The sequence below is a fragment of the Hydrogenophaga sp. 5NK40-0174 genome (assembly GCF_040372165.1).
GTDB lineage: Bacteria > Pseudomonadota > Gammaproteobacteria > Burkholderiales > Burkholderiaceae_C > Hydrogenophaga.
The window spans coordinates 574,093-589,594 of the sequence record NZ_BAABWG010000003.1 but is presented as its reverse complement, the minus strand read 5'-3'; the positions used below and the strand labels follow the sequence as shown (position 1 = coordinate 589,594).

At 63.9% G+C, this 15,502-nt stretch carries 16 protein-coding genes; 8 read left to right on the top strand and 8 right to left on the bottom strand.

Annotated elements, in window-relative coordinates; translation table 11 throughout:
• Positions 1–306: 306 nt before the first annotated feature.
• On the bottom strand, positions 307–813 hold the full coding sequence (locus tag ABWV89_RS12320) for an acyl-CoA thioesterase (RefSeq protein WP_353397093.1): 507 nt from the start codon (positions 811–813) through the stop codon (positions 307–309).
• A 273-nt stretch (positions 814–1,086) separates the two neighbouring features.
• Here ABWV89_RS12320 and ABWV89_RS12315 point away from each other — a divergent pair, with 273 nt between their 5' ends.
• Positions 1,087–1,410: a flagellar basal body protein gene (locus tag ABWV89_RS12315; protein ID WP_353397091.1), complete on the top strand. Its 324-nt coding sequence runs from the start codon at positions 1,087–1,089 to the stop codon at positions 1,408–1,410.
• A gap of 47 nt (positions 1,411–1,457) precedes the next feature.
• Here ABWV89_RS12315 and ABWV89_RS12310 read toward each other — a convergent pair whose 3' ends face one another.
• The 7 genes from ABWV89_RS12310 to ABWV89_RS12280 all read right to left on the bottom strand — a co-directional run bounded on the left by ABWV89_RS12310 (position 1,458) and on the right by ABWV89_RS12280 (position 9,244).
• On the bottom strand, positions 1,458–2,225 hold the full coding sequence (locus tag ABWV89_RS12310) for a sulfite exporter TauE/SafE family protein (RefSeq protein ID WP_353397090.1): 768 nt from the start codon (positions 2,223–2,225) through the stop codon (positions 1,458–1,460).
• A 68-nt stretch (positions 2,226–2,293) separates the two neighbouring features.
• Positions 2,294–2,524 (bottom strand): hypothetical protein, encoded by a 231-nt coding sequence (locus tag ABWV89_RS12305; protein WP_353397088.1) that lies wholly within the window; start codon positions 2,522–2,524, stop codon positions 2,294–2,296.
• A 135-nt stretch (positions 2,525–2,659) separates the two neighbouring features.
• Positions 2,660–3,076: a metal-sensitive transcriptional regulator gene (locus ABWV89_RS12300; protein ID WP_353397086.1), complete on the bottom strand. Its 417-nt coding sequence runs from the start codon at positions 3,074–3,076 to the stop codon at positions 2,660–2,662.
• A gap of 53 nt (positions 3,077–3,129) precedes the next feature.
• Positions 3,130–4,188: an SLAC1 family transporter gene (locus ABWV89_RS12295; RefSeq protein ID WP_353397084.1), complete on the bottom strand. Its 1,059-nt coding sequence runs from the start codon at positions 4,186–4,188 to the stop codon at positions 3,130–3,132.
• A 71-nt stretch (positions 4,189–4,259) separates the two neighbouring features.
• Entirely contained in the window at positions 4,260–4,508 is a 249-nt protein-coding gene (locus ABWV89_RS12290; RefSeq protein ID WP_353397082.1) for a YgaP family membrane protein, read from the bottom strand.
• 236 nt (positions 4,509–4,744) lie between these two features.
• Positions 4,745–8,023 carry an efflux RND transporter permease subunit gene (locus tag ABWV89_RS12285; protein ID WP_353397081.1) on the bottom strand — a complete coding sequence of 1,093 codons (3,279 nt, stop codon included), beginning with the start codon at positions 8,021–8,023 and terminating at the stop codon, positions 4,745–4,747.
• Between the two features lie 87 nt (positions 8,024–8,110).
• Positions 8,111–9,244 carry an efflux RND transporter periplasmic adaptor subunit gene (locus ABWV89_RS12280; protein WP_353397079.1) on the bottom strand — a complete coding sequence of 378 codons (1,134 nt, stop codon included), beginning with the start codon at positions 9,242–9,244 and terminating at the stop codon, positions 8,111–8,113.
• 623 nt (positions 9,245–9,867) lie between these two features.
• On the opposite strand from ABWV89_RS12280, the gene ABWV89_RS12275 reads away from it, so the two are divergent.
• Genes ABWV89_RS12275 through ABWV89_RS12245 form a run of 7 tightly spaced genes read left to right on the top strand, consistent with a single transcriptional unit; the run spans position 9,868 to position 15,502 of the window.
• Positions 9,868–10,680 (top strand): type II secretion system protein, encoded by an 813-nt coding sequence (locus ABWV89_RS12275; RefSeq protein WP_353397077.1) that lies wholly within the window; start codon positions 9,868–9,870, stop codon positions 10,678–10,680.
• Between the two features lie 34 nt (positions 10,681–10,714).
• Positions 10,715–11,611 carry a pilus assembly FimT family protein gene (locus tag ABWV89_RS12270; RefSeq protein WP_353397075.1) on the top strand — a complete coding sequence of 299 codons (897 nt, stop codon included), beginning with the start codon at positions 10,715–10,717 and terminating at the stop codon, positions 11,609–11,611.
• Entirely contained in the window at positions 11,612–12,091 is a 480-nt protein-coding gene (locus ABWV89_RS12265) for a hypothetical protein (protein ID WP_353397073.1), read from the top strand.
• The gene (locus tag ABWV89_RS12260) at positions 12,088–13,395 is read left to right on the top strand and encodes a hypothetical protein (RefSeq protein ID WP_353397071.1); all 1,308 of its coding nucleotides are present in this window, start codon (positions 12,088–12,090) and stop codon (positions 13,393–13,395) included. The genes ABWV89_RS12265 and ABWV89_RS12260 overlap by 4 nt, the downstream gene beginning before the upstream one ends.
• Before the next feature lie 39 nt (positions 13,396–13,434).
• Positions 13,435–14,031 (top strand): hypothetical protein, encoded by a 597-nt coding sequence (locus tag ABWV89_RS12255; protein WP_353397070.1) that lies wholly within the window; start codon positions 13,435–13,437, stop codon positions 14,029–14,031.
• A complete protein-coding gene (locus ABWV89_RS12250) occupies positions 14,031–14,735 on the top strand; it encodes a hypothetical protein (RefSeq protein WP_353397068.1) in 705 nt (234 codons plus the stop codon). The genes ABWV89_RS12255 and ABWV89_RS12250 overlap by 1 nt, the downstream gene beginning before the upstream one ends.
• Positions 14,735–15,502, top strand: a complete 768-nt coding sequence (locus ABWV89_RS12245; protein ID WP_353397067.1) for a prepilin-type N-terminal cleavage/methylation domain-containing protein — start codon at positions 14,735–14,737, stop codon at positions 15,500–15,502. Before ABWV89_RS12250 ends, ABWV89_RS12245 begins: the two co-directional genes overlap by 1 nt.

The following is a 15,502-nucleotide window of genomic DNA, read 5'->3' as shown; positions in this document are numbered from 1 at the left end:
GTGCCCCGAATCACCCCCACCATACACATTGGACGGACATTCACCAGGAACCTTGGCCTGCATCGGTGGTCTCACTTGATGAAAGCAAGGTCTTCTGGCTTACCGGGTTTTGGGCCGGCAACGCGCGTCGGGGGCAAGTCACCCATCTCCTCCGCGTTTCCGGCGAGCTTGCCGGCCCAGACACCAACTTGAGCGGCTGACCTTCATGCCAGCGGCTCAGGTTCTTCGAAAGTCATCGAAGACGCCTCTTGTGGGCACGCTACCGGTCAGGAGGCGTGCCCTTTTTTTTGTACCTGTGGCTGGCGTTCAGGCCGACGCATCCGATGCGGTACCGCTGTCCTGTCGCGTGGCGGCAAAGCGCTCCTCCATTTCGCGCCGCATCGATTTGCGCACCTGCGCGGCCGCATGTCGCCGGCGCTCGTCGGGCGTGAAGGGACGCAGCGGTGGCACGGGCGTGGTGGCGCCGTTTTCATCGATGGCGACCATGGTGAAGAAGCAGCTGTTGACGTGGCGCTTTTCCTGGGTGCGGATGTTCTCGGCAATGACCTTGATGCCCACCTCCATGGAAGAGGTGCCGGTGGCGTTGACCGAGGCCAGAAAGGTGACCAGCTCGCCCACGTGGATGGGCTGGCGAAACATGACCTGGTCGACGCTGAGCGTGACGGCGTAGGTGCCGGCATAACGGCTGGCGCAGGCGTAGGCCACCTGGTCGAGCAGCTTGAGCAGGTTGCCGCCGTGGACGTTGCCGGAGAAGTTGGCGGTGTCTGGCGTCATGAGCACGGTCATGCTCAGTTGGTGGGCGGGCAGTTCCATGATGGGCGTCCTGTTCCTTTCTTTTCGTCGCTTGTCTTTGGCGTCTCTTTGTCTTTTCTGCTGGCGGGCAGACAGGCTCAAGCAGGGTCCGTGCCACACCCGGGGCGCGGGCAGGGGTTCAAGCTTTGGGACTGGCTGCCGATAACACCGGATAAGGACTGCTTTCCCGGTTCTTTTCTTGGCTCTTGTCTGGCGAACCACTGGTTCACCCGTCTACCCAAGCACCTGTCCACCCATTCCTCACTTCACCAGCCAACACACAAAGGTGCGCCCATGATTCTGGCTTCTTCTGCGACCCGTATCGGCCTCAGTGGCATGCAGGCGGCCCAGACGCGCCTGAATGTGACGGCGCACAATGTGGCCAATGTCCAGACCGAGGGCTTTCAGCGCCAACGTGTGGAGCAGACGGCGAACGCCGAGACCGGCGGCGTCACCGCGCGCGTGACACAGCCCGAATCTGCCACGGGCCAGAACGTGGATGCGTTGGTGGAGGACATGGTGGAGCAGAAGATGGCCAAGAACACCTACCTGGCCAACCTGCAGACGGTGAAGACCGAGCAGGAGATGATGGGCAATCTGCTCGACATTCAGGCCTGAAGACCTGAAGGACTGCGTCCCCTGAACGTCAGGGGGTTTCCAACGCCTCAGCGGCGCGCGAAGAACACCACCGTCATCACCACGCCGGTGATGATGACCACCGCCCGCACGGCAACCACCGGCAGGCGGCGCGACCATTTGGCGCCGAAGTACCCGCCCGCCGTGGCACCCACCATCATGAGCAGGCCGGGCGCCCAGGCCACCGCCCCCGCCACGACAAATGCCGCCACCGACAGCCAGGACAAGACCAGTGAGTTCAGGTTCTTGAGTGCGTTGACGGTGGTGATGCGCGACTCACCTGCCAGGGTGTAGAGCGCCATGAGCAAGATGCCGAGCCCACCGTTGAAGTAGCCGCCGTAGACCGCCACGATGAAGAGGCCAGCGTCACGCAGCCAATGAGAAGCTTGGCCTTCGCCGGCAGGCTTTTGCACCGCCGCCTTGCGCGCCAGCCAGGGCCCCACGGCGAACAGCACGGTGGCCAGCAAGAGCAGCCAGGGCACGATGCCGGCAAACAGCGGCGCCGGTGTGAGCAAGAGCAGGAGCGCACCGCCCACGCCGCCGATGGCGGCGATGATGGCTTCGCGAATGAGACGCCGGCTGGGCAGCGCACGCAGCTCGGGCCTGAAGCCGAGGGTGCTGCCCAGGTAGCCAGGGCTGACGGCGAGCGCGCTGGTGGCATTGGCCACGATGGGCGGCACGCCAGCGTAGACGAGTGCGGGAAAAGTGAGAAAGCTGCCGCCGCCGGCGACGGCGTTGAGGACGCCCGCGGCGAAGGCAGCAATCAGGAGCAATGGCCAGGCGGCCGGCCAGTCCATGGAAAGGCGGGAAAAGTCAGCGCCGTCAGATCAGGCAGACCGACGGCACTGACCAGTCATCAGGTCGATCAGATTTCGTCCTGGTTGGCCAGCAAGCGATAGCCCTTGCCGCGCATGCAGTGGGCAATCAGCAGGTCGGCTTCGTCGCCGTCGATGCCACGCAGACCCACTTCGTAACGGCATTGGGACAGCTCGTTGTACGTGGTGTCAGAGCTCACGCCAGGCTTGGCCCAGTAGGGCTTGGAGGATGCGCAAGCGGTGAGCGCCAGTGCGGCACACAGGGCAAGAACGAATTTCATGGGCAGTGCTCTTCTAACGGTGAACGAATAGTGTGTGAGACCTCAGCATACCAAAGCCCTGATCGCCTCGCGGCCTCAGAGGTTTTTCGAAGTGCAACAGCGCCAGGCGGTTCGACCGGCGGATGAGCGCCAGCTTCAGGCGCCGCGGCCAAGCCGCTTCTGCAGGCGGTCGAGCACGCCATCGAGCCCTGTCGTGGTGGCATCCACTCCCTGGCGGGCCAGCTCCTGCTCGGCAACTGACAGATTCAGTTTCACATAGGTGCTGTCGAGCGCACGCCGCACGGCGAGCAACTGCTGTGCAATCTTGGTGCAGTCGGCGCCGTCCTCCAGCAGCTTCTGCAAACCACGCACCTGGCCTTCGGCGCGGCGCAGTCGATGCAGCAGCTCTTTCTTGCGTTCACCCTGCACTGAAGAAGGCGTGTCGGCCAGGACCGGCGGTGGCGCCGTCTCTGGAGCGGGGACAGGCGCTGACAAATGTGCTGACTCAGATGCTGGCGGTGGTACAGCCGCTTGTGCCGCTTGTGCCGGTGCGTTCGGGGAAGTCGATGCCACGGGGGTGCTCCTTCCTGGATCCAGTCTGGCGTCGCCTGGTGTGGGCAGTGCGCTCAAGCCGCTGCCGGGACAATATTGGCCACCGGCTCGGGTGCGAGCAGGCTGCCATCGCGCAGACCGCGCACGGTGGCAAAGCACAACCAGAGGATGACGACGGATGCGGCAGCGAGCATGAGCACAGCCAGCGTCTGCGTCCAGTTGCCGGCGACGCTTCCGCGCAAGGAGCCGGAGAGGTTGAGCGTGAACGATGCCAGCGCGGCCAGCGGGAAGGACATGGCCCAGAAGGGCACGCCAAAAGGCTGGGCGGCCACGCGGCGCGCCACCGGAATCAGCCACAGCAGGAAGAACAGCGCGATGCCCCACACGGCTTGCACCATGAGCATGGGCGCTTTCATCTGCATGAGCACCAGGCCAATGACGGCGGGCGGCGCAATGGTAATGAACCAGGAGGCAACAATGCGCTCAGGCACCGGACTGTGCGCCATGCGGCGAACCAGAATCAGCGCAAAGACGATGGGCCAGAAGAACACGCCTATGCCGAACTGCATGGACGACCATGTGCCATGGCCAAGCGGCAGGCCGGCCAGCGGCGCCACCACATTGCCCACCACGGGGATGAGCAGCACAGGCGTGACCGCCGGCCACAAGCCAGCGGGCGCCGGCATGCCGGGGGTGGCCGTAGCAGGCGATGCAGGGGCATGGGCGATCCAGCGGCTGAGCACCCAGATGGTGACGGCCACCTGGCCAATGCTGCCGGCCCACCACATCAGGTCCCACACGAAGCGCAGCGGGCCTTCTGCACCCGCCAGCGCCACGCCCACCGTGGCCAGCAAAAGCAGGGACACAGGCAGCGCCGCCACAAAGGCGTGGCGGATGGGGTGGCGCAAGTCTTCGGCCAAGGCAGCCGGGTAGCGCATGGCGCGCACCACCGAGCCCGCCAGCACGGCCAGAAAAGCCACGGCTGCCACCACGCCCACGACCAGGGCGATGCCATTGGCCATGTCACCGAGCACTGGGGCGGCCCGGTGCCAGGCCAGCGCCAGCCCGCTCAGGCCCATGACGGGCGCGAACCAGCCGGGCATCAGGAACTTCAAAGGCGTTGGACTGCTCATGGGTGTGTCTCCCTTGTCCTTGTGGTGGGAATGGGCTGGGGCGCTTGCCCCATCTCAGGCTGCCCGGTCAATCAGTTGGCTTTGGCTTTCTTGGCTGGAACGCTGCACGCACCGTTGCCGTCCGGCACACCCAGCGCCCTGAAAAGGAAGGCAGGTGGGCAGAAGCCGGTGATGCCGGACTGGAACAGGTTGAAGCCGGCAAAAGCGGTCAACGCCAGGAACCATTCACTGACGAAGATGGGGCTGCCATCGTAGCCGAGGGCAAGCGAGAGCATGACAACAAAGCCGGCCATGATGCGGATATAGCGTTCAACGGTCATAACGTTCTCCTTGGAACAAGGGCCAGGGGCCCGAAAAAGAAATCAAAAACAAAAAGGCAAAAATCAGAACTCAGATGTCAAAGGTCAGATCGGCACCACGGGCATCCGATAGAAACACCAGCACTTCCCGGTCGCCACACATGCAGAACCAAGCACACACCGTGGAACCGGCTTTGCCGGGCCACTGGTGCGGTCCCCCCTCTTGATGGGGGAAGACGCGAAGCGGCGCAAGGGGGTCATGCGTTCAATCCCTCATGGCTTTTTCTGTACATCGCGTAGTACAGAACCGGAATGACCACCAGGGTCAGCATCGTGGACACCGCGATACCGAAGATCAGCGAGATGGCCAGACCGTTGAAGATGGGGTCGTCCAGAATGAAGAAGGCACCCATCATGGCGGCCAGACCGGTCAGCGCGATCGGCTGGGCACGGACCGACGCGGACTGCACCACGGCTTGTGCGAACGGCACGCCTCGGCGAGTCTCCAGCTCGATGAAGTCCACCAGCAGGATGGAGTTGCGCACGATGATGCCAGCCAGCGCGATCATGCCGATCATGGAGGTGGCCGTGAATTGCGAACCGAGCAATGCATGACCGGGCATCACGCCGATGATGGTCAGCGGGATGGGCGCCATGATGATCAGCGGCGTGAGGTAGCTGCGGAACTGTGCCACCACCAGCAGGTAGATCAGGATGAGGCCCACGCCATAGGCAGCGCCCATGTCGCGGAAGGTTTCATAGGTGATCTGCCATTCGCCGTCCCATTTGATGGCGTATTCGCGGTAGGGGTCGGATGGCTGATTGATCCAGTACTCACCCAGTTCTCCAGCGTTGGGCAGGGCAGCCTCCTTGAGCCCACCGCGGATGCCGAACAGGCCGTACAAGGGCGAATCGAGCTCACCGGCCATGTCGCCAAACACATAGGAGACGGGCATCAGGTCTTTGGTGTAGCGGGGCTGGTCGATCACGCCCTGCTCCACCGTGACCAGCTCGGACAGCGGCACCATGGTGCCGTTGGCAGCCTGCACCGGCATGGCGAGCAAGCCTTCGAGACCGACCTGCCGGTCCAGCGGCAGGCGCAGCTTCACCGGCACAGGGTAGCGCGAATGGCCGTCGTGCAGGTAGGCGGCATCAGATCCGGACAGCGCGGTGTAGACGGTTTGCGCCACCACCTGCGTCGGGATGCCCAGCGATTCAGCGCGCTGGCGTTGCAGGCGCAAGAACACTTTGGGTGCGTTCTCTTCCACCGTGGTGTCCACGCCCACGATGTCCGGCGTGCCGGCAAAGGCCTTCGCAATGCGCTGGGCCAGCTCGGAGCGACCGGCCAGATCCGGGCCATAGACTTCGGCCACGATGGGCGACATCACGGGCGGGCCCGGAGGCACTTCCACGACTTTGATGTTGGCGCCATGGCGTGCCGCAATCTCTTCCAGTGCCGGGCGGTGACGCTGGGCAATGGCGTGGCTCTTTTCGCTGCGGTGATGCGAGTCCACCAGATTGATCTGCAGATCCCCCTGCTCGGCATCGGCGCGAAGATAGTACTGGCGCACCAGGCCGTTGAAGGTGATGGGGCTGGCGGTGCCGGCATAGCCCTGGATGTTGGCCACTTCAGGCTGCGCCGACAGCCATGCGGTCAGGTCTTGCAGCGTGGCAGCCGTGTCTTCCAGCGGCGTGCCGGCGGGCATGTCAATGACGACCTGGTATTCGCTCTTGTTGTCGAAGGGCAGCATTTTCAGCACCACCCACTGCACCAGGGCCAGACCCACGGACAGCACGAGCGCCGCCAGGATGCCAAACAGCAGCAGCCAGCGTTTGCGAGCGCTTTCCAGGAAAGGCGTGAGGATGCGCGTGAAGGTGGTTTGCAGTACCGAGGTGAGCCTGGACGGGCCGTGATCGGCGTGGCCGTCGGTCTTGGTGAGCTTGAGGGCCAGCCAGGGCGTGACCGTGAAAGCGATGGCCAGAGAGATGGCCATGCCCATGGAGGCGTTGATCGGGATCGGGCTCATGTAAGGGCCCATCAGGCCGCTGACGAACGCCATGGGCAGCAAGGCTGCGATCACGGTGAAGGTAGCGAGGATGGTGGGGCCACCCACTTCGTCCACGGCGCGAGGGATGATGACGGACAGCGGCTCGCCCGGTGTGAGCTGGCGGTGACGGTGGATGTTCTCCACCACCACGATGGCGTCGTCCACCAGAATGCCGATGGAGAAGATCAGGGCGAACAGGGACACGCGGTTGAGCGTGAAGCCCCACGCCCATGATGCGAACAGCGTGGCAGTGAGCGTGAGGATCACGGCGGCACCGACGATGACGGCTTCACGACGGCCCAGGGCCAGGCCCACCAGAATGATCACGCTACCGGTGGCGAAGATGAGCTTCTGGATGAGCTTGTTGGCCTTGGCGGCAGCGGTGTCGCCGTAGTCCCGCGTGATGGAGACCTGCACGTCGGCGGGAATGACGGTGTTGTGCAGCTGCTCCAGGCGCAGGCGCGCGCCTTCGGCCACGTCGACCGCGTTCTCGCCGGGCTTTTTGGTGACGGTGATGGTGACAGCCGGGTGGTTCTGGCCCTGCTGCTCGGCATGGTCGGCGTCGGCAGCGCCTGGCGTGTACCAGACATAGCGTGCAGGCTGCTGTGCACCGACTTCGACCCTGGCGACTTCGCTCAGGTAGATGGGATGGCCATTGCTGACGCCCACCACAATCTGGCCGACGTCTTCGGCACTGCGCATGAACTCCCCAGTCTCCACGGTGAGCATGGCAGGCTCGTCCGCAGCCGGGGACGGGTTGATGACTTTGCCGGATGGCAGGGCCTGGTTGGCAGCGTTGATGGCGCCATAGAGCGCTTGCACACTGATATTGCGCTCGCGCAGGCGGGCGGGATCAAGCCACACGTGAACGGCGCGGCCAGGTCCGCCAATGGTTTCGACTTCGCGGGTGCCGGGCACGCGTTTGAGTTCGCTCTCGACTGAATGGGCCACGCGCTCCAGGGTTGCCGCGCTGGTGGCATCCTTGGTCCACAGTGTGGCGGCGAGCACCGGCACATCGTCAATGCCTTTGGGTTTGACGATGGGGGTGAGCACGCCCAGGCCGTCAGGCAACCAGTCCTGGTTGGCGTTGAGCACGTCGTACAGTCGGACCAGTGCTTCGGTGCGCGGCACGCCGACCTTGAACTGAACCGTGAGGACGGCCACGCCCGGGCGGGCCACTGAGTAAGTGTGCTCGATGCCCTGGATTTGTGACAGCACGTGCTCTGCAGGCAAGGCCACCATGCTTTCCACGTCGGCGCTGGAGGCGCCCGGGAAGGGAATGATGACGTTGGCCATGGTGACGTTGATCTGCGGCTCTTCCTCTCGCGGCGTCACCAGGACGGCGAACAGGCCAAGCAGCATGGCCACCAATGCCAGCAACGGAGTGATGGCGTTGCCCTGGAACATGCGGGCGATGGCGCCCGAGAAGCCGAGTTTTTCTTCGGCTCCTGCGGTGGCATCGACTGGATGGGTGTGGTTCTCGCTCATGGCGTCCTCTGGGCTGGTGTTGCTTGCGCGGTTTGCTTTGTCAGTGTTGTTCGTGCAGTGCTGTCCGGGTCAGGGTTGCAAGACGGGTCAGTTCCGGCCTGCGGGTTTAGCGCCGCTGAGGCCGGCGCGGACGGGGTCCAGCGCGACTTCATCACCGGCTTTGAGACCGGCCAGCACTTCCACCATCTCACCATCGTGCTCGGCGCCAAGGCGGACGGTGCGCAGAGCAAAGGCTTTCTGGTCGCCGCGCTGAACCACGGCATACACAGCCGTGAGCTCGCCACGATGAACGACGGCGGCGGCAGGCACGACCATTCGCTTGGCGGGTCCGCCGATGAAACGGACCTGTACCTGACGGCCGGGGACTTGCCCGGTGGCATCGTCTGCCGCGAGGTTCAGGCGCCACTCCAGGGTCTGGGAGACCGGGTCGGCTGCGGGCACGCTGCTCACGCTGGCGGGCTTCACCCACTTGGCCTCTGCCCCTGGGAGCTTCACTTCAATGCGGGTGGCACTTTCGGCAGCCGCTTGCTGGGAAGCGGGCACATGAACAACGGCGCGCATCGGCTCAGGCGCATAGACCGTGACCAACGGGGTGCCTGGCATGGCGAGGGTGCCGGCTTCGATGTGGGTCTGCAGTACCCAGCCGTCGTATGGTGCGGTGACCTGCGTGAAACCTTGTGCCAGGCCCGACTGGGTCTGACCCGCTCGTGCGGCTTGCAGACCCGCCTCTGCAGCGCGCAGCTGTGCCACGGCTGAGTCCAGCGCTGCCTGAGCGACGAATCCCTGAGATTTGAGCTCTTTGGTGCGGTCGTGGCTGGCTTTGGCATTGGCGTAGTTGGCCTGTGCCTGTGCGACGCCGGCTGTGGCCTGGGCCATGCCTGCGCGGGTGGTGCGGTCGTCGATGGTGGCCAGCAGCTGGCCTGTCTTGACCTTGTCTCCGGCTTTGACTTTCAGCTCTGTGACCCGGCCACTGGCCTGAGCAGATACCACGGTCTGCTGAACCGCCTGCAGGGCGCCGTCAATGCTGAAGGCTGCGCCCACATCCTGGCCCCCGACGGACATCACATTGACGGCCGGGACGGCTGCGCTGGCATCGGCGGTCTGGGCATGTGCATGGGTCGTGACCAGCCACAGCGCGGAGATGGCTGAAGCTGCCAGCACGGCCATGCGGGCCTGCGAGACGGCTGTCTGAACTGCGGGGGAGGAAAGGCGTTGGGTCATGATGTTTCTCCTATACCTGCCACAGTATATCTTTATACCCCCAGGGGTACAAGATTTTTCTTTGCGGGACAGTTTTTGGGTGAATGTTTCCCGCATTTTGTTGGCGCCGAACTGACACTCAGCCCTGCCGCAATCCATACCTAATTGCGGGCGGAAAGGTACGCTGCGGTTTTCAGCCTGGGCTTCGTAATAGAAGTTGTTACAGGTTGGCTTGCGGATTTTTCTGGCAGGGAGCTGTGCCAAATAGTTCACGGTCTGCGCCTGGTGGAGTACTTGCTGATACTCCCGGAGGCCGCGTAAATACTGGTATTGAGGCATTTTTTCGCGGTTTTCGACAAAGGGGTATTGGTGTTTCAAAAACAACGCGATACCATTTGCTCTCACCAAAGCTATTCACGGCCTTGGGTACAAAAAGGTCAGTTTGGTAGTAAGAAGATGTAACTGACGTAACAAAGAGATGGAGCGATTCACATCTCAGGAGACGTCTAAGCGGGAGGGGCAGTACGCAAAGAGGTGAACACCAACCTCGCGGGCTGTCCCTTTTCTGTTCAGGAAGCAATTGCACGAACGTTCGTGCCTTTTGCACGTATTGATTCGTATTCAACGAGGAAGTGAGAGGTCACATGGAACGAGGATTGGGCCGCGCAGCGGCAGGCAAGGGCCGGCAACGGCAATCGGGCTTCACGCTGGTGGAGCTGTCCGTGGTGTTGGCAGTGATCGGTCTGATCATCGGCGCCATGGCCATCGGCAAGGATGTCCAGCGAAACGCCGAGTACACCAAGATCAAGAACAAGTTCGTTGATCAATGGGAGCAGTCGTACAACCAGTACTACCAGCGCACCGGCGTGGTGGTGGGTGACAACCAGGTCGCTCCCCGGTTGATGGTCAATGGCGCGGCCTACGCTGTGCCGGCAGGTGGCCTTATTTCCGGCGGCAACATGACTGGCGTCGTCGGCCCCAGCCGCGTGTGCGACAAAGCCGATGGCCTCGGCATGGCCGCTCGCGGTGCCGCCGCCATCAACCTGCGCACGCAAATGACCCAGGCCGGTGTGCGCATGCCCCCAGGCCGTGCCGAAGGTTTTGAAGACCGCTACGTCTACCTCGACTCCAACGGCAACCCGCAAGAAGTGCAGGTGTGCTTCCAGTGGAACAACCCCGGTGCTGCAGACGGTTCGGGCAACGTGATGATCCTCTCCGGCCTGACGCCTGACCTGGCCCGCATGCTGGACCAGATGGTCGACGGCAAGCCCGACGCGCAGGAAGGCCGCTTCCGCCTGCAAGGCATCGGCAATGGCGTGGCCAACGGCCCCGGCGTGCAGTGGAACCGAACGAACGACGACTCCATTAACGGCGGTGCCGGTGCCGCGGGCGACAACCTGCAGCTCGACGAGCAGCAGGTCGCCACTGTTGTCGCCATCTACAAGATGAACCAGTAAGGCCTGTATCAGCGCCCTTTTTGGAATGGAAGACATGAAAAAGACCACCCAACTGCGCCGCGCCAGCCAGGCCGGCTTCACCCTGATTGAACTGACTCTGGTGCTGGCCGTGATCGGCCTGATCATCGGCGCGATCGCCATCGGCAAGGATGTCCAGCGAAACGCCGAGTACACCAAGATCTCCAACAAGTTCCTCGACCAGTGGAAGATGGCTTACGACCAGTACTACCAGCGCACGGGTACGGTGGTGGGCGACTGCCAGCAGGCGCCGACCTTCATGGTCAACGGCCTGGAGACCTCCATCGGTGGCGCGGCGTCCTGCCAGCGAGCCGGTGGCCAGGCGGTGGCTGGCATTCCGGAGAACTTCAACAACACCGGGTTCAAGATCTGCTCGGGCCAGGGCTATGCCGCCGGTCAGACCGGTGGTGGTGATGCGCAGCTGGCCAACCAGGGACTGCGCGACCTGATGACCCGCCATGGCGTGCGCATGCCGCCCGGACGTGGTGAGGGCCATGAGGACCGCTACGTCTACCAGGACACCAACGGCAACTCGACCGAAATCCAGGTGTGCTTCCAGTGGAACCCTGCTGGCACCACCAGCGGCGCTGGCAATGTGATGGTGGTCCGCGGCCTGACACCCGACCTGGCACGCTACCTGGACCAGGTGGTCGATGGCAAGGCCGACTCCCGCGAGGGGCGCTTCCGCATCCAGGACCGCGCCGCCCACACACAGGTGACGGACGCCAACGGCCCCGGCACCGCATGGGAAGCGAACAACACCATCGCCAGCAACATTGGCGGAAATGGTCAGAGCGGCAACGACGCGACCGCCATCGGTGCTGACAACCCCAACGGCGCCACCGCCACCGGCCGTCAGTACGACGAAGACCGCGTGACCCTGCTGACCGCCCATTGGGTGATGGACCAGTAAATGAACAGCGCCCGCCGCAACCGACTGGTGATGCTGGGCGTGGCCACTGCCTGCATGGTGGTGGCCTCCTGGTACGCCTTTCACTCGGTCACTCAGCTCAAGAATGCTCGGGCCAGCCATGCGGCTGCGCGTTCCGAGCTTTCCAATTTGCGTGCCCTGATGCCAACCGTGGAACAGCACGAGCGTTACGCGCAGGAGCAAGCCAAGATTGCCCAGATGGTGGAGCAATCCGGGTTCGACCCGGCCAGCTGGACCAACCGCAAGGTGCAGCGTCCGGCCTCCATCGTGCCTCGCGCCGAAGCTGAAGCCTTGCTGCAACAGCAAATCGGCGTCAGCGCCTACCAGTGGTTTGCTGCCGATCATTTCGACGTGGCGGTCATCACCCCCACGGCCGGGCTGTTCTCTCCCGCACAGAAAGACGATCGCGGATTCAGCCTTGAGATGACCGGCGTCGTGTATTTCCCCATGGTGAGCCGATGAAGCCTGACCAAATTTTCCTGATCACTGCCCAGGGCTGGTTTGACCTGAGCAACGGCCAGTGCCGGCCGGTAGAGCCCTGGAGCGAGACCCGCGGCACGGCCATGGCCGTGGTGGACTTTGCCGACTCCCAGACGGGCGTGCAACCCAGCCAGGGCAAAGCCGAGTACGCTTCAGCGCTGATCGAGAAATCGGTTCGAGACGAAGGCTCTGTCGAAGGGCCGCTGCAAGTGTTCGTGCACGCGCAGGAAAAGCTCGCCGACAGCACCCAGACGTTCTATACCGCGGTTCCTCTGGACCAGTGGCAGGAGATCGAAGCCTGGTCGGGCCGCCAGGAGGACCACTGTCTGGTCGTACCGGTGGCTGCCTTGCTGGACAGCAACACCCTGCCAGAGCATGTGCAAGTGCTGCGCGTCGGTGGGCAGCTCCATGCATTCACGCGCGACGAAGGCCGCATGCTGTACGCCAATGCGATGGCGCTGGGTCAGGACGAGCACGACCTGCAGGCCCAGTTGCGCAACCTGATCTCGCAACTGAAGGCAGCCGGGTGGAAAGGCAACGCCATCGGGTTCCGGTGGGGCTGCGCCCTAACCGATTCGCTCGATCGCGAGCGCACGCTGCTCGGCCTGGGTGACAAGTCCCAGGGGGGAGACCTCAATGCCCGCCTGCTGCCGCATGAGAGCTTGCGCAACACCGCCGGCAACACCGTCTCGAGCGCGCTGCCTTCTCTGCTTGAGAACATCAAGACCCAGGCATTGGCAGCGTCCACGCCGGCCCGACTGGCCTGGCTGAGTGAGCGCTATGTGGTGCCGCTGGCCGCAACCATCGGGGTGGTGGCGCTGGGTCTGGCCGGATTTGCCATGCTGTCACAGCAATCCATTTCCAGCGAGCGACAGGCAGCGCAAAGCCTGCAGGGCGAGATAGAACAACTGCGTGAACGCGCGAACCGCGCGGCATCGCTCAACGCCAACGCCAGCCTCGACAACCAGCCTGTCGAGTTCGCCCGGCAGCTGGGCTATGCCGCCATCTACGACCCGGTTCGCATGCTCGGTTCTGTGCGCCAGGCCGCTGGCCGGTCCATCCGCATCCAGCGCCTTCAGCTGTTCAAGGCCAACCACTTGTCCAAGCCGCAGTTCCGCGTCGATGGCGTGGTCGCCGGTGGCTCCAATCAGGAGCTCAGCCGCTTCTTGGGCGCGCTTCGCTCCCACGGCTGGTCGGCAGAGTCGATCGCACCGAACGACAGCTCGATCGGCGCATTTGCCTACATTCTTCAACCCCTTCCTGCGAACGGACAACAAGGCAGCTGACCGATTGGTCCCGCTGTCTTCCGAGGAGCACACGTTTTCATGAAATACGTCGCTTTGACCCTCAGCGCCGCAGCCACGGTCCTGCTCGTGCTGGCACTGATCGGGATTGCACAAGGTATCAGCAAGCCTGGCCGTTCCATGCTGCCGCTGCAAACCAGCCTGAGCCCGATCAGCCCGCAACAGCTCAACGATCAGGCAGACGTCAAGCAGGCCCTGCAGGCCTTGCTCACGGCGTCGGCCGAACGCAGCGCCACCCTGGGCAGCAGCGGTGCGCGCGGGCTGGCCGACTGGCAGGCTTCCGGCAGCAGCCTGGAAGGCCCGTTCAGCAGCATCTTTGCCATTGCCGGGCCACTGCCCGAGCTTGAGCCCACGGCTGGCTTCGACAATCTGCCCAAGCCCCGTCCTCAGGCGCTGCCACGGGTCAGCGTGGTCGTCGCCGATGGTGACAGCGCCAGCGCCATGGTCGACGGCCGCATGCGCAAGGTCGGCGACACGGTTCGGCGCGGTCTGCGCATCAAGGCCATTGCACTCGATACCGTGACCTTCACCAATGGCCGCGAGGACATGCTGGTGTCGGTTCCGCTTGAGCGTCTGCGTGTCATGGGGGCCTACCCTGCGGCGAAAGGCGCGCAGTGATGAACAAGGGCGTTCTTGTCGGCGCCGGCGCCGGCCTGCTCGTGCTCGCCTTTCTGGGCGGCTACTGGCTGGCGACGACGGACGACATGAGCCATGCGCCATCCGTGGTGCCAGCCCCTGCGCCCGCCAGCAGTGCGGGCACCTCCGCAGCCGAACCGGCCTTGCCTGCAAGCTCTCCGCCCGCGCCAGCTCCGGAGAGCAACGCGAGCGCCACCGACGAAACAGACGTCGCCCCGGTCACGGTGCAAGGACGCAATGAAGAACTCTCAGACGAAGAGCGCAAGAAGATCCGCTCGACCATCCGGGCCAAGCTCAGAGAGCTGATGGCCCGCAAGTCGGACATGTCGATTGAAGACCTGCGCAAGCTAGTCAAGGATCTGGAGGCGATCTCCCAGGGTGAGCTCGAGCCCGAATTTCTCAAACGCATGGGACAGATGTTCGAGCGAACCGAGCAGGTCAACCAGCTGAGCAAGCAGCTGCAGTCTCTCGCGGACAGCCAGGCACCGGAAGACAAGAAACGCCAGCGCGAAATCCTCAGGGAAATCGATGCGCTCTCCGAGCAGATTCGCCTCGACACGGTGGCCATGCAGGCCATCAGCCGCCAGCGCCTGGCTTCACGCCGAGCCGAAATTGCCGAGCGACGTGCCAAGCGCGAGGCCGCGCAAGCCGAAGCGGCCAAAGCCGCACAGGAGGCCACGCAGTGATGCGTGCAGTCCAGCGCAAACGCCATGCGACGCTCGGCTTTTCCATGGTGGAAGTCGCCGTGGTGGTGGCCATCGTCAGCCTGATGTCGTGGGCCACCTTCAGTGCGTTTGAGACCGCTTCACGCGGGCAGGACCGCCAGCAGGCCAAGGCCGTTGCCTACAGCCTCCAGTCCAGCTTGCGCGCCTTTGCGATGCGCCAGGGACGCCTGCCCTGCCCCGACAGCGATGCAGCGGCCGACGGCTATGAGAACCTGGCCGCCGGCACATGCCCTGCCGGCACCACACTCGGCTGGTTCCCCTACACCAGCGTTGGCCTGCCCCTGCCTGAAGAATCCGTGCGCGCCCGCTACGCCGTCTACCGCCAGGCCAATGCCACGGCCAGGCTCGACGCCGATCTGGCGGTCAGCACCGAACGCACAGCCGACACCACGGGAGAAGGCCGACAGGCCGACGTGTCCGACCTGATCACCGCTTTGCGCAATGCCTCCGGTCAAGCCACCTCCAATGCCCGCGCTTACGTCACAGGAGACGCAGGCGCTGCCGGCGCTCTCGACTGTGCCGGCAATGTGGTGATGAACGTCGCTTACTGGGTGGTAGTCCCGGGGCTCGACCTCGATGGCAACGGGAATCGTCTGGACGCCCCGCACGCCACGGCAAGCCTGTGTGCCACCAGCCCGGCCGCACCCTCACGAAACGTCTCGGACGATGTCGTCCTGGCCGAAACATCCACCGAACTGGCGGGCTGGCTGAGAAGCCAGCTGCCCTGA

Excerpts from the sequence above, each read along its gene's own strand:
- ABWV89_RS12315 (WP_353397091.1), top strand. The coding sequence starts at position 1,087 with ATGATTCTGGCTTCTTCTGCGACCCGTATCGGCCTCAGTGGCATGCAG.
- ABWV89_RS12245 (WP_353397067.1), top strand. The coding sequence starts at position 14,735 with ATGCGTGCAGTCCAGCGCAAACGCCATGCGACGCTCGGCTTTTCCATG.
- ABWV89_RS12280 (WP_353397079.1), bottom strand. The coding sequence starts at position 9,244 with ATGACCCAACGCCTTTCCTCCCCCGCAGTTCAGACAGCCGTCTCGCAG.
- ABWV89_RS12255 (WP_353397070.1), top strand. The coding sequence starts at position 13,435 with ATGAAATACGTCGCTTTGACCCTCAGCGCCGCAGCCACGGTCCTGCTC.
- ABWV89_RS12260 (WP_353397071.1), top strand. The coding sequence starts at position 12,088 with ATGAAGCCTGACCAAATTTTCCTGATCACTGCCCAGGGCTGGTTTGAC.
- ABWV89_RS12305 (WP_353397088.1), bottom strand. The coding sequence starts at position 2,524 with ATGAAATTCGTTCTTGCCCTGTGTGCCGCACTGGCGCTCACCGCTTGC.
- ABWV89_RS12275 (WP_353397077.1), top strand. The coding sequence starts at position 9,868 with ATGGAACGAGGATTGGGCCGCGCAGCGGCAGGCAAGGGCCGGCAACGG.
- ABWV89_RS12285 (WP_353397081.1), bottom strand. The coding sequence starts at position 8,023 with ATGAGCGAGAACCACACCCATCCAGTCGATGCCACCGCAGGAGCCGAA.
- ABWV89_RS12250 (WP_353397068.1), top strand. The coding sequence starts at position 14,031 with ATGAACAAGGGCGTTCTTGTCGGCGCCGGCGCCGGCCTGCTCGTGCTC.
- ABWV89_RS12310 (WP_353397090.1), bottom strand. The coding sequence starts at position 2,225 with ATGGACTGGCCGGCCGCCTGGCCATTGCTCCTGATTGCTGCCTTCGCC.
- ABWV89_RS12295 (WP_353397084.1), bottom strand. The coding sequence starts at position 4,188 with ATGAGCAGTCCAACGCCTTTGAAGTTCCTGATGCCCGGCTGGTTCGCG.
- ABWV89_RS12320 (WP_353397093.1), bottom strand. The coding sequence starts at position 813 with ATGGAACTGCCCGCCCACCAACTGAGCATGACCGTGCTCATGACGCCA.
- ABWV89_RS12270 (WP_353397075.1), top strand. The coding sequence starts at position 10,715 with ATGAAAAAGACCACCCAACTGCGCCGCGCCAGCCAGGCCGGCTTCACC.
- ABWV89_RS12290 (WP_353397082.1), bottom strand. The coding sequence starts at position 4,508 with ATGACCGTTGAACGCTATATCCGCATCATGGCCGGCTTTGTTGTCATG.
- ABWV89_RS12265 (WP_353397073.1), top strand. The coding sequence starts at position 11,612 with ATGAACAGCGCCCGCCGCAACCGACTGGTGATGCTGGGCGTGGCCACT.